12 protein-coding genes are annotated in these 12862 nt (G+C 71.3%); 5 read left to right on the top strand and 7 right to left on the bottom strand.

What is annotated here, in order from left to right; genetic code table 11:
• Nucleotides 1-57: 57 nt before the first annotated feature.
• Entirely contained in the window at nt 58-837 is a 780-nt protein-coding gene (locus OG395_RS37370) for a class I SAM-dependent methyltransferase (protein WP_327246884.1), read from the bottom strand.
• 102 nt (nt 838-939) lie between these two features.
• Complete coding sequence (locus OG395_RS37365) at nt 940-1494, bottom strand: SAV_6107 family HEPN domain-containing protein (RefSeq protein ID WP_327246883.1); 555 nt, start codon at nt 1492-1494, stop codon at nt 940-942.
• A gap of 164 nt (nt 1495-1658) precedes the next feature.
• Between OG395_RS37365 and OG395_RS37360 the strand changes: the two genes are divergently transcribed.
• The 5 genes from OG395_RS37360 to OG395_RS37340 all read left to right on the top strand — a co-directional run bounded on the left by OG395_RS37360 (nt 1659) and on the right by OG395_RS37340 (nt 7723).
• Nucleotides 1659-2459: an ATP-binding cassette domain-containing protein gene (locus OG395_RS37360; protein ID WP_327246882.1), complete on the top strand. Its 801-nt coding sequence runs from the start codon at nt 1659-1661 to the stop codon at nt 2457-2459.
• Nucleotides 2431-4518 (top strand): YhgE/Pip domain-containing protein, encoded by a 2088-nt coding sequence (locus OG395_RS37355; RefSeq protein ID WP_327246881.1) that lies wholly within the window; start codon nt 2431-2433, stop codon nt 4516-4518. The genes OG395_RS37360 and OG395_RS37355 overlap by 29 nt, the downstream gene beginning before the upstream one ends.
• A 29-nt stretch (nt 4519-4547) precedes the next feature.
• Nucleotides 4548-5159: a TetR/AcrR family transcriptional regulator gene (locus tag OG395_RS37350; protein ID WP_327246880.1), complete on the top strand. Its 612-nt coding sequence runs from the start codon at nt 4548-4550 to the stop codon at nt 5157-5159.
• Nucleotides 5160-5532: 373 nt separating this feature from the next.
• Entirely contained in the window at nt 5533-6171 is a 639-nt protein-coding gene (locus tag OG395_RS37345) for a DUF4126 domain-containing protein (protein WP_327246879.1), read from the top strand.
• 31 nt (nt 6172-6202) lie between these two features.
• A complete protein-coding gene (locus OG395_RS37340; RefSeq protein ID WP_327246878.1) occupies nt 6203-7723 on the top strand; it encodes a phytoene desaturase family protein in 1521 nt (506 codons plus the stop codon).
• A gap of 113 nt (nt 7724-7836) precedes the next feature.
• On the opposite strand, the gene OG395_RS37335 is transcribed toward OG395_RS37340, so the two are convergent.
• The 5 genes from OG395_RS37335 to OG395_RS37315 form a co-directional block, all read right to left on the bottom strand.
• Complete coding sequence (locus OG395_RS37335; RefSeq protein WP_327246877.1) at nt 7837-8766, bottom strand: hypothetical protein; 930 nt, start codon at nt 8764-8766, stop codon at nt 7837-7839.
• Between the two features lie 50 nt (nt 8767-8816).
• On the bottom strand, nt 8817-9734 hold the full coding sequence (gene metF / locus OG395_RS37330; RefSeq protein WP_327249576.1) for a methylenetetrahydrofolate reductase [NAD(P)H]: 918 nt from the start codon (nt 9732-9734) through the stop codon (nt 8817-8819).
• Between the two features lie 156 nt (nt 9735-9890).
• On the bottom strand, nt 9891-10544 hold the full coding sequence (thiE, locus tag OG395_RS37325; RefSeq protein ID WP_327246876.1) for a thiamine phosphate synthase: 654 nt from the start codon (nt 10542-10544) through the stop codon (nt 9891-9893).
• A gap of 127 nt (nt 10545-10671) precedes the next feature.
• A complete protein-coding gene (locus OG395_RS37320) occupies nt 10672-11037 on the bottom strand; it encodes an Rv2175c family DNA-binding protein (RefSeq protein ID WP_327246875.1) in 366 nt (121 codons plus the stop codon).
• A gap of 42 nt (nt 11038-11079) precedes the next feature.
• Nucleotides 11080-12828, bottom strand: coding sequence for a peptide-N4-asparagine amidase (locus tag OG395_RS37315; RefSeq protein ID WP_327246874.1), 1749 nt, complete (start codon nt 12826-12828; stop codon nt 11080-11082).
• Between the last annotated feature and the right edge of the window lie 34 nt (nt 12829-12862).

Genomic DNA, 12862 nt, shown 5'->3' with positions numbered 1-12862 from the left:
GGCGTGGCCCCCGATCGGGCGTCCTGGGGCGTACTCCGTCTGCAGCTTCGTTGCTGATCAGCCGCGCTGCGGCCGCCCCTCAGCGCCCTTGGCGCCCAGAACGTGCAGCTGGGTCGCGACCGAGTGGAAGGCCGGCAGTTCCGCGACGGCGCTCTCCAGCTTGAGCAGTGCGTCCATCGCACCGGGTTCGGTGTCCACCAGGACGCCCGGTACGAGATCGGCGAAGACCCGTACTCCGTGGACCGCGCCGACCTCGACGCCCGCTGCGGAGACCAGCTCGGTGAGCTGCTCCGCGGTGTACCGCCGGGGCACCGGGTCGCCTTCGCCCCAGCGGCCCGCCGGGTCGGTGAGCGCCCGCCGGGCCTCGGTGAAGTGCCCGGCGAGCGCCCGGGCCAGGACGGCGCCGCCGAGTCCGGCGGCGAGCAGGCTGAGTTCACCGGACGGACGGAGTGCGTCGACCGCGTTCCGTACGCCCTCGGCGGGGTCGTCGACGTACTCCAGGACGCCGTGGCAGAGCACCGCGTCGTACTCACCGCGGTCGACCACCTCGAACAGACCGAGGATGTCGCCCTGGACGCCGCGGACACGGTCGGCGACCCCGGCCTCGGCGGCGCGGCGCTCCAGCGCGAAGAGCGCGTTGGGGCTGGGGTCGACGACGGTGACCTTGTGGCCGAGCCGGGCAACCGGCACCGCGAAGTTGCCGGTGCCGCCACCGGTGTCCAGGACGTCCAGGGCGTCCCGGCCGGTCGCCTTGACCTGGCGGTCGAGGGCGTCCTTCAGGACGTCCCAGACCACGGCGGTACGGAGGGAGGCGCGGGGGCGCAGCGGGTCCGACACGGCAGATGACTCCTCGGCACGGTGCCGCCGCTGACGGCGGAGCGTGAACAGTGCAGGTGATGCAGGTGCTGTCCACCCTATTGCCTCGGGCCACCCCCGCCGTCATCCCGCGTCGGGCCGCTCCTTCCGGGTCTGTGGGAGTGTCGGCTGGAGGACCAGCAGCCTCTCGACGAGGCGCAGGAACATGGCCGCGTCGCGCAGCAGGTCGTCGGCGTCACGGCTGCTGGCCGCCCCCGGTATACCCGCTTCCGCGCGGGCCCGGCGGAGGGCCCCGGAGGCGAACAGGGCGCTCCATTCGGTGAGTTCCGGGGCGATCTCCGGAAGGACTTCCCAGGCGCTGCGGATCCTTTCCCGCCGCCGCCTGGTGGGCTCGGGCCGTCCGCGTGCGGCGAGCACGGCGGCGGCGGTGCGCAGGGCCGCGAGGTGGGCGGTGGCATAGCGCTCGTTCGGCACGGTGAGCACGGCGGCCTCGTCGAGGCCGATGCGGGCCTGAGCGAGCAGGTCGAGGGCTGCGGGCGGCGCCGTGGCGCGGCGCAGCACGGGGTGGACGTCGTTCGCCGGACCGCTCGATGGAGAGGACGGGGCGGGGCCGGTCGGTGAGGGGGCAGGGCCGCCTGCGCGGCGCCGAGAGGCGGCTGCTGCGGACGAGTTGGCCATGACGAACCTCCTGTCGTCGTGTGACGGCTCCGTGGCCGTATGTATCCATCGTGGGGGGCACCACTGACAATCGGTCCTGATCGGCCGCTGACCTGCACTTTTGCTTCGATCGCGAGTTCGGGTTACCTTTTGGACTGACTGGTCAGTTCAAAAAGGGAGGATCTGTGGACAGCCCGCACGGGGCACCTGTCACGGCCGAGGATTTCGGGCTCAAAGGACCGCGCGGCTGGGCCTTCCGGAGCGTGCGGATCGACGCCGGGCCCGGCGCACTGGTCGCGATCGAGGGCCCGTCCGGCTCCGGCCGCACCTGTCTGCTGCTCGCCCTCACCGGCCGGATGCGTCACTCCGAGGGCCGTGCGGAGATCGGCGGGCTGCGCCTGCCGCGCCAGATGGCCGCCGTACGCAGGATCAGCGCCCTCGGCCCGGTCCCCGGCGTCAGCGAGCTCGACCCGGCCCTCACCGTCTCCGAGCACCTGCGCGAGCGGGCCCTCCTGCAGCGCCGCTTCGACGGCTCGCTGCGTACCCTGCTCCGCCCGCGCGCGGAGCGCGCCGCCACGGCCCGGGCCCGTATCGACGCCGCACTGGACGCCGCCGGACTCGACCCCACGACCCTGCCCAAGGCCGAGCGGACCTCCGTGCGCGATCTGGAACGGCTGGAGGCGCTGCGGCTGTCCGTCGCCCTCGCGCTGATCGGCCGCCCGCGGCTGCTCACCGTGGACGACACCGATCTCAAGCTCTCCGACGCCGAGCGCGCCGAGGCCTGGGAGATGCTGCGCTCCGTCGCCGCCGGCGGAACGACCGTGATCGCCGTCTGCAGCCAGGCCCCCGAGGGCGCGATCACCGTGCGTACGGGCAGTGCCGGGGCCACGGACACCACCGACACCACAGAGACCACCGACGCCCCTGAGGCGACGGCGCCCGAGGAGGGGACGGCCGATGCGATCGCCGAGACTGGCCGCGCTTGAGCTGAAGCGTTTCGGCAGGGGGAAGCTGCCCCGCGCCGCACTCGTCGCGCTCCTGCTGCTGCCCCTGCTCTACGGCGCCCTGTACCTGTGGTCCTTCTGGGACCCGTACAGCCGCCTCGACAAGATCCCCGTCGCGCTGGTCAACGAGGACAAGGGCGCCACCGCGGCCGGCAAGCGCGTGGAGGCGGGTGACGAGATCACCGCCAAGCTGCTCGACTCCAAGGTCTTCGAGTGGCACGAGGTGAGCTCCGCCGAGGCCGGCCGGGGCGTCGAGGACGGTACGTACTACCTCTCGCTGACCATGCCGTCGGATTTCAGCAAGCGGATCGCGTCCAGTTCGGGTGACTCCCCCGAGACCGGCGCTCTCCAGGTCCGGACGAACGACGCCAACAACTACATCGTCGGGCAGATCTCCCGGACGGTGTTCTCCGAGGTCCGCACCGCCGCCTCGACCAACGCCTCGCGCGGCTTCCTGGACCGGATCTTCATCTCCTTCTCCGACCTCCACGACGCGACGGCCGAGGCGGCCAAGGGCGCCGACGATCTCAAGGGCGGGATCGGCAAGGCCAAGAAGGGATCGAAGGACCTCGCGGACGGGCTGAAGGACGCCAAGGCGGGCAGCGGGCGCCTGGAGAGCGGGATCGTCAAGCTGAACAAGGGCGCGGGAGACCTCGAAACCGGCTCCCGGGAGGTCGCCGACGGCACCCAGCTCCTCGCCGACAAGGTCAACGGCGTGGCTGCCGACGTCCGCCCGTTCCTGAAGGACAACGGCAAGTCGATCGGTGACGCGGCCCGGCTGGTCGCCGATTCCTCGCAGACCGTGCGGGACAACCTCGACGTGCTGGTGAAGGCAGCGCCCACCGCGGCAACCGCCGCCCACAAGTCCTCCGCCGATCTGGCCGACGTCTACCGCACCCGCTGCACGGAACAGCCGCTCCCCGACCCCACCGTCTGTCCTCCGCTGAAGCGCGCCACGACCGCGGCCGCCGACGTCGCGAAGGTCGCCGACGACGTGAACGTCCTGGTGAAGGACCAGAACGGGGACCTGAAGAAGCTGCGCGGGCAGCTCACCACTCTGCAGAAGCAGGCCGACGCCCTCGCCGAGCGCTCCCCGCACCTGGACGAGGACCTGAAGTCCGCCGTCTCGCAGATCAACGCACTCAACACCGGCGCCCACAAGGTCGCCAGGGGCGCGGACGAACTGCACACGGGTCTCGCCACGGCCAAGACCGGATCCACCGATCTGAACACCGGCGTCGGCAGGCTGAAGACGGGCGCAACCGACCTGGACCGCGGGCTGATCCGGCTGAACGACGGTTCCGCCACGCTCGCCCAGGGGCTGAACGACGGCGTCGGCAAGATCCCGGACTACGACAAGCAGGACCGTGACCGGCGCACCGATGTCATGGCCGATCCGGTCAAGCTCGCCTCCCAGTCGCTGCACCGGGCCCCCAACTACGGCACCGGATTCGCGCCCTACTTCATCCCGCTCTCCCTCTGGGTCGGCGCGATGGTGGCATACATGCTGATCCAGCCGCTCAACCGGCGGGCGCTCGCCGCGGGGGCCTCCGCCTGGCGCATTGCCTTCGCCGGGTGGCTGCCGGTGGCCGCGATCGGTCTGCTGCAGGTGGCCGCCCTGATGTCCGTACTGCACTGGGGGCTGGGGCTGCAGATGGCCCATGCCGCCGGGACGATCGGCTTCCTCGCCCTCGTGACCTGCTGCTTCGGTGCGATCGTGCAGTGGCTGAACGCTCGGTTCGGTGCGGCGGGACGGATCCTCGTGCTCGCGGTGCTGATGCTGCAGCTGACCTCGGCCGGGGGCACGTACCCCGTCCAGACCAGCCCCGGCTTCTTCGGTGCGATCCACCCGTACCTGCCGATGAGCTACGTCGTCGAGAGCCTGCGCCGGCTGATCACGGGCGGCGGGCTGGGCCCGGTCTGGCAGGGCTGCGCGGTGCTGCTGGCGTTCACCGCGGGGGCGCTGGCCCTGACCGCGGTATCCGCCCGGCGCAAGCAGGTGTGGACGCTGGACCGGCTGCATCCGGAGCTGAGCCTGTGAGCGCGCCCGGACCTGTGAGAATCGAGCGCATGGAAAGCAGTAGCACCACGCGCCGCCAGGCCACCCGGCAGAAGCTCTACGAGGCGGCCGTCACTCTCATCGCCGAGAAGGGTTTCTCGGCGACCACGGTCGACGAGATCGCTGAGCGCGCCGGGGTCGCCAAGGGCACGGTCTACTACAACTTCAAGAGCAAGACCGAGCTCTTCGAGGAACTGCTGCGGCACGGCGTCGGGCTGCTGACCGCTTCGCTGCGGTCTGCGGCCGAGGAGACGGCGGAGCGCGGCGGTACCCGGGTCGAGGCCCTGGACGCGATGATCAGGGCCGGTCTGGCCTTCATCGACCGCTATCCGGCCTTCACCCAGCTGTACGTCGCCGAGCTGTGGCGCACCAACCGCGCCTGGCAGGCGACCCTCCTGGTGGTACGTCAGGAGGCCGTCGCCGTGGTCGAGGACGTGTTGCGCGAGGGCGTCGGCAACGGTGAACTCAGCGAGGAGATCGACATCCCGCTGACGGCGGCCGCACTGGTCGGCATGGTCCTGGTGGCGGCCCTGGACTGGAAAGCGTTCCAGCCGGAGCGGTCCATGGACGATGTGCACTCGGCACTGTCCCTGCTGCTGCACGGCCGGGTCAGCGGGCACTGACACCCGCCCCGGGGCGACGTCCGCACACGCGGAAGCGCCGGTCCTGCGAGGCTCGATCCCCCCGAGCCTCGCCCGACCGGCGCTTCCTGCACTGCCGGAAAGCCTTCCCCCGTGACCCCCGTGTGTTCCCCCGTGGTCCGCGGCCCTCCGTTGCGCACCCCCGTGCGCCCCGTCCCGGAAGGAGTGCGGCACCCGTTCCGCCGCCCCGTGTCGGCGGTACCGGCGCTGCGCCCCTTCCGTGCCCTCCACTCTTCCGTCTGTGCAGGTGGAAACCCATCCGCGCACCTACTCATCTCGCCGACTAGGTACGGATACTCAGAGCTGCGCACCGGACCCCCGCCGGAGCGGCATGCTCCTGGTTACGATCGCGTCCGTGTCCGTACTCCCCCTGGTGTTCACAAGTGGCTGGGCGAGCGGGATCAACGCCTACGCGGTGGTCCTGTTGCTCGGCATCTTCGGTGCGACCGGAATCAGCGACGAGGTGCCCGCGTCGCTGCAGCGCACCGATGTGCTCGTGGTGGCCGCCGTTCTCTTCCTGTGCGAGACGGTCGCGGACAAGATCCCGTACGTGGACTCGGTCTGGGACTCGGTACACACCGTCATCAGGCCGGTCGCCGGGGCTGTCGTGGCGGCGCTGCTGGCCGGAGAGAGCGGTTCGCTGCCGGAGCTCGCGGCCGGGGCCGTGGGCGGTTCCACGGCGCTGATGAGCCATCTGGTGAAGGCGGGCACGAGGATGGCGGTGAACACCTCCCCCGAGCCGTTCAGCAATATCGCGGTGAGCACGGCCGAGGACCTCGGCGTCGCCGGGATCATCACGTTCGCGATATTCCATCCGCTGGCGGCGGCGCTCATCGCCGCGACCCTGCTCTTCCTCGGCCTGGTGATACTGATCTTCCTGGCCTCCCGCATCCGCCGGTTCCTGCGCCGCAGAGCGCAGCGGCGGGAGGAGAAACACCTGGCCGGAACCGGTTCGGGGCCTTCGGCGCCTCGTTCGCACCGGCCTTCCGGCTGAGCTGTCGGTGCCGGCCGCTAAGGTCACTGACATGGCACGTATTGCGGTGATCGGCGCCGGGATGGGCGCGATGGCAGCGGCCGCCCGGCTGGCCGTGGCAGGACACCGGGTGACGGTGTACGAGCGGTCGGAGACCTTCGGCGGCTCGGTCGGCCGGTATGCCCGCGACGGCTTCGCCTTCGACACCGGCCCCTCGCTGCTGCATCTGCCCGCCGTCTACCGCGACCTGTTCGTGAAGACCGGCAAGGAGCCGCTGGAGCGATGCGTCACGATGACGCAGGTCGACCCGGCGAGCCGCCATCTCTTCGCCGACGGCACGGCGGTCTCGCTGCCGAACGCCTCGCGCGCCGGGGTGGTCGCCGCCCTGGACAGTGCGCTGGGGGCCGGTGCGGGCGGCAGCTGGGGCGGGCTCCTGGACCGGGCCCGCGATGCCTGGGACCGGTCCCGGCGGCCACTGCTCGAGGAGCCGTTGCGCGCCGACTGGGAGGTGCTGGGCCGCGATCCGTACCCGGCTCTCCGGCAGCGCCGGCTGCTGCGCCCAGCACGCCTGGCGGGCACGGTCGCGGAGGTCGGCGCCTGGGAGCTGACGGACCCCCGGCTGGCCGCTCTCCTCGACGGATACGCGTTGTCGTACGGCCTCGATCCGCTGCGCGCACCGGCGGGCGCGGCCCTCCTGCCGTACATGGAGGAGACGTTCGGCAGCTGGTACGTGGCGGGCGGAATCCGGGCGCTGGCACAGGCGGTGTACGAGCGGTGCCTGGCCCGGAAGGTGGAGTTCGTCTTCGGCGCCGAGGTGGCCCGGGTCCTGGAGAAGGACGGCCGGGCAGCGGGCGTCGAACTCGCCGAGGGCACGGTCGCGGAGGCCGACCATGTGGTGCTGGGGGCCTGGCCGCACCCGGATCTGGTGCCGGGTCAGGGGCTCTGGCAGAGCGGTGATGTGACGGCTCGGCCGCGACCGGGCGGCGGGACGCCGGTGCCGGGCCGGTTCCAGGTCCTGCTGTCGCTGCGCGGCGCCCGGCCCGCGGACGCGGCGCACCGGACGGTGGTGCACGGCGCGGACGGCGCGGCGGAGCGCGAGGCGGTGTTCGGCGGCCGGCTCGCCGCAGGTCCCACGGTGACGGTGATCCGCCCCGACGACCCCACAACCCGCCCCGACGACGCCCACGAGGCCGTGACGCTGACGGCGACGGTCGCCCCGCACGGTGCGGTGGACTGGACGGACGGTGCGCTGCGCGAGCGGTACGCAGCCACGCTGATCGAGGCGGCCGGCGCGGCCGTTCCCGGGATACGGGAGCGGGTGCTCCACGCCGAGGTGAGGACGCCCGCCGAAAGTGCGGCCGACACCGGCGCCGAGGGCGGCTCGGTGCCCGCGCCCGCGCTCGCCGGGGCCGGGGGCGCGTATCTGCATCCGGGCAACCGCACCCGGCTGCCCGGGCTCTACCTCGCGGGCGGCTGGTCGCACCCGGGCGGCGGGCTCGCGCACGCCGGGATGTCGGGGGCGCTCGTCGCCGGGCTCATCGTGGAGGGGGACGGCTTCCGCGGCTCCCGATGAGGAGCCCGGTGCCCCTGAGAGCCTGTCGGGGCGGTGCCGGACACGTCCGGCCGCCGCTCCGTCCTCCGGCAGCCGACGGGCTCGGCCTTCGCCCGACGGCGCGGCCTGTCCCGTCAGTAGCGGTACTGGTCGTTGTAGCCGGTGTCGTAGCCGTTCGGGAACGGCGCGGGCTGTGCGGGCTGCTCCGGTGGCAGCGGCGGGTACTGCTCGCCCTCGCGCTGCTGCGGCACCCAGACGCCGCCCGGCGGCGTCTCGGAGGCGTACTGCTGGGCGTAGGGGTCTGCCGTGAACTGCTGCTGACCGCCGTAGCTGTCATGGCTCGCGTACGGGTCCTGCGCCCCGTACTGCGGGGAGCCGGTGGTGGTGCCGATGTACGGGTCGGAGTACGCGGCGTACTGCTGCCGGTCCGTGCCGTAGTCGTACTGCCCGGCGTAGGAGTCCTGGCTCGCGTACGTGCCCTGCCCGCCGTGGCTGTCCTGGCCGGCGTACAAGTCCTGGGCGGGCGCGGTGTACGTGGAGTGGTCCGGGTACGGGTCGTAGGAGGCGTACTGGGGCTGCGCCTGCTGGGACTGCTGCGCGGGCTGGGGGTCGGTGTAGATGCCGTACTGCCCGGTGTCGTCGGGCAGCGGCTCCGGCTCGTAGACCGCGGCCCCGCTCACCGGAGCGGGGTTCTTCGCCTCGTCCCGGTCCGAGTGGTCGTACTCCATCTCCAGGTCCGACACCTCCAGCGTGGGCTCCCGGTGGGTGTCCCGGGCGCCCCCCGACCGGCGGCGACGGCTCTCGCCCGGGCTGCCCCCTATGGCCCAGCCGGTCGAGAAGCCGCGCCGGAAGGAGAGCGTGACGTACGTCTGGCCGGTGGCGAACGCGATCGCGCCGACGGCGATGACGAACACGGACGGCATCAGCACGCCGACGACCACACAGGCGAAGCCGGCGAAGGCGAGCAGGCGCCAGCGAAGGCGCGCCTTGTACTGCAGCAGCACTTCGCCGAGCAGCCACAACGCCACGATGCCGAACGCGATGTAGAGGACCGTCCAGCCCATGCCCGCCCCCTTCTACGGCCACCGCCCCGGATCGTGGCGGGTACGGCCGGTCACGACTGCTTGTGCAGTCCGAGATTCTCGTAGATTTCGAGCGTCGCCGTCGAGTTGTTGAGCGTGATGAAGTGCAGTCCGGGCACACCCTCGGACCGCAGCCTCGCGCAGAACTCCGTCGCGAACTCAATCCCAATGGAGCGTACAGCGGCGGGATCGTCCTTGACGGCGAGGATGCGTTCTTTCAGCGACGACGGCAGCGACGCGTTGCTGAGCTGCGGAAACCGCTCCAACTGTTTGACGCTGGTGAGCGGCATGACCTCGGGGATGATCGGGGTGTCGCAACCCGCAGCAACCACTCGGTCACGCATCCGCAAATAGTCGTCCGGATTGAAGAACATCTGCGTGATCGCATAGTCGGCGCCGGCGCGGCACTTGTCCACGAAATGCTGGATGTCGGCATCCCAGTCGGTCGAGCGCGGGTGCATCTCGGGAAATGCGGCGACGCCGACACAGAAATCGCCGGATTCCTTGATGAGCCGGACGAGATCGGCCGCGTACGGCACACCCTGCGGGTGCTCGACCCACTCGCCCATCGGGTCGCCCGGCGGGTCGCCGCGCACGGCGAGGATGTTCCTGATTCCGGCGTCCGCGTACTGCCCGATCATGTTGCGGAGTTCGGCGACGGAGTGGTCGACGGCAGTCAGATGGGCGACCGGGGTGAGCGTGGAATCGGCGGCGATCTGCTGGGTGGCCCGCACCGTTCCGGCCCGGGTGGAGCCGCCGGCACCGTACGTCACGGAGACGAAGCTCGGCCTCACCGCCTCGACACGGCGCAGCGCATTCCAGAGGTTCCGCTCGCCCTTCTCGGTTTTGGGCGCCCAGAACTCGAACGAATACGACGTCTTGCCGGTCGCGAGAAGGTCACGCACGGTGCGTGCGTGATCTGTCCTGGTAGAAGGAGTGCCAAGGGCCATACTGAAGGTTAACCAGGGCTCGACGGTGCCCCAACCAGACCAGCGGCAATTGCCCGAATTGACTGGTGGTTTGTCCACCCCTCGGACACCCCTCGCGCAGTCCCCGGGCGAACCCGGTCGTTCATGGCTGCCCCCGCGACTTTCCCGACGTGCTTGTCAGACGTCGGAGCGTGCCCTGATCCGCTTCGCGAGCCCGGCGGCGGCCGCAGCCGGATCGTCGGCCTCGGTGATGGCCCGTACGACCACGACCCTGCGCGCCCCCGCGTCCAGCACCTCGTCGAGGTTGTCCGCGTCGATCCCGCCGATGGCGAACCACGGGCGCGTCCGGCCGAGCGAGGCGGCGTACCGCACGAGGTCGAGGCCCGGGGCATGCCGGCCGGGCTTGGTCGGGGTGGGCCAGCAGGGTCCGGTGCAGAAGTAGTCCACGCCGGGCTCGGCGACGGCCGCGTCGACCTCGGACTCGGCGTGCGTGGAGCGGCCGATCACCACGTCCTCGCCGATGATGGCCCGTGCGGCGGGCACGGGCAGGTCCCCCTGGCCGAGGTGGAGCACATCGGAGCCGATGGCATGAGCGACATCGGCCCGGTCGTTCACCGCGAGGAGCGTGCCGTGGCGCCTGCAGGCGTCGGCGAAGACAGCGAGGTGTTCGAGTTCCTCGGCCGCTTCCATGCCCTTGTCGCGCAGCTGGACGATGTCGACGCCGGAGGAGAGCACGGCGTCGAGGAACTCGGGGAGGTCACCCTCGCGCCTGCGGGCGTCCGTGCACAGATAGAGCCGGGCGTCGGACAGCAGCGCGCGAGGCGTGGGCATGGTGCGGTTCCCCCTTGGGACGGAGCGGTACGGCCGGTGGTGCGGAGCGGTACGACGGAGCGGCTCGATGCGGCGGTGCGGGCCGTGCAGAAGCGCACGGCCCGCACCCCGCGTAGGGTCGTCCCGGTCAGACGGCGAGCGCCTGGGCGCGGCGCTTCACCTCCGTGCCGCGATTCTCGCTCAGCGCCTGTGCGGGGGTACCCGGCAGGGTCGGGTCAGGGGTGAAGAGCCATTCCAGCATCTCTTCGTCGGAGAAGCCGTCGTCCCTCAGGAGCGTCAGGGTGCCGGAGAGGCCCTTGACCACCTTGTCGCCGTCGATGAAGGCGGCAGGCACCTGGAGCGCCCGGTTCTCACCACGTCGTACGGCGATGAGCTGGCCTTCCTTGACCAGCTGCCGCACGCGCGTCACCTCGACATCGAACATTTCTGCGATGTCGGGGAGGTGGAGCCAGGCAGGGACGAGAGCATCGATCTTTGCGTCAATCTCGGTCACAGGACAAGCCTGCCATCCCGTACTGACAGCCGATACCCGGACTCATCCCTTCAGGGCCTCGCGGACCACGTCCGCGACGCGGCAACGGGACTGCTTGTCGCTGGTGACCCAGCCGTGGGCGGACTCCAGGAGACGCGAGTAACAGGCTCCGGTGTCGGTGGTGCCCCGGTACTTCTCGGCCGAGGCCCCGTCCGCGGCGGCGACCACGCCGCCCGTGCGGGCGAGGTTGCCGGTCGAGTCCACGGTGTCGTCCGTGACGGCGTCCGTGCGCCACGCGACCGCGGAGCCCGTCCGGGAGGTGTCGATCAGCACACGGCGCTGGGTGACGGCGGCCCTCAGGTCGTAGTTGTTGTAGTCGCCGTAGAACGGGATGTCCATGTCGACGTCGATGGGGTAGGACCAGGCGTGCCGCTGTGCGCTGGTACGCCCGCCCGTCCTGGTCGTCACCGTGGTGGCGCCGTGGTCGCGCTGGTGCATCGTCTGCTGCCGGCCGGTCCTGGAGACCGTGTCCGTGTTGGTGTACGCGAATTCCTGCTCGACGGTGGTGGTGACCCGGCCCTTCGAGGTCCGGACGTAGCCCGAGATCTTCCAGGAGCGGCCGGTCGACACGGAGACGTGCGTGGAGCCGTCCTCACGCGGAGTCTGGACGGTCTTCACGGCGGGAGTGCCGGTGAGGGAGTTGACGGTCACCCGGCCGCTCGTACGTGACGCGTGCGCGTCCGTGTCGAGGAAGAGCGAACCGTCGACGATCCAGGTGTCGGCCGCGCCGTACGGAGTGATCCCGATGGTGTGCGGCCGGCCGTCGGCCAGTTCGCCCGCGAAGGGGGTGAGGTCGATGTCGTACGCCTCGGTCCGGAACTGGTCGATGGCCGGGATCGGCCGCCACAGGGTCGGCACGATGCCGCCGGAGTAGACGACCGGATACGGCTGGGCAAGGCCCGCGGGGCGCCCGTCCACCGTGACCTGCACCTCTCGGTAGGGGCCTCCGCCACAGAGGTAGTCGGGGGCGGTGGCCGCGAGGTCGCTGGGGACCGCGTCGAACCACTGCTCGTCGCAGCCGCCGCCGCGTGCGTAGACCTGCAGGCGCGCGCCGGTCAGATTGCGCGGGAAGGTGACGTCGGTGCCGGTGGAGCCGCCCTTGCCGACGCTCAGCCAAGGGGCGTCGGTGGAAGCGGTGTTGCCCAGGGGGACGATCCGGTCGGCCGTGGTGGCGGCCGGGTGGCGCCCGTCCGCCCGGTAGTACGTGATCGTCAGCTTCACGTGGTACACGCCCGTGTACGTGTCGTTGACAACGTTTCCGAGCTCCAGCTGCAGCTTCTGCGGGTCCTTGAGGAGCGGCGCGAACTCGGTGATGTCCTTGGCGACGTGCCAGCTGATGCCGTCGTCGTCGGGCTCGGCCGTGCTGGTGCGGAAGACCTCCGCGCCGCCGACGAACACCGCGGCGAGGCGGTCGTACTGACGTCCCTTCACACTGCCCGACCAGTCGAGGACGACCTTGTTCCAAGGGCCCTCGCACCGGGCGGGCGGGGTGAGCGTGGTGGTGTACGGCGGTCCGCCGAGCGTGTAGCCGAAGTCGTGCTCGACGGCCGTCACCGCGCAGTGCTCGGTGTCCGGGCGGGAGACCGGTGGCAGCGCGTCGACCGGGTCCTGGTAGTCGACGGCCGGGTTGGAGCCGGGGGCCGGGGCGGTGCCCGCGTACGCCGGGGCGGCAACTGCACCGCCGATGAGGGCGATCGAGGCCGCCGCCACGAGGATTCCGCGCAGCGCGCGGACCCATCGGTAGGGGGACATGTACATCCTTCGGAAGAGGGCCGGTGATCCAAAG

The sequence above is a fragment of the Streptomyces sp. NBC_01320 genome, from assembly GCF_035974375.1.
Classification (GTDB): Bacteria; Actinomycetota; Actinomycetes; order Streptomycetales; family Streptomycetaceae; genus Streptomyces; species Streptomyces yanii.
This window is presented reverse-complemented; position numbering and strand designations above follow the sequence as displayed.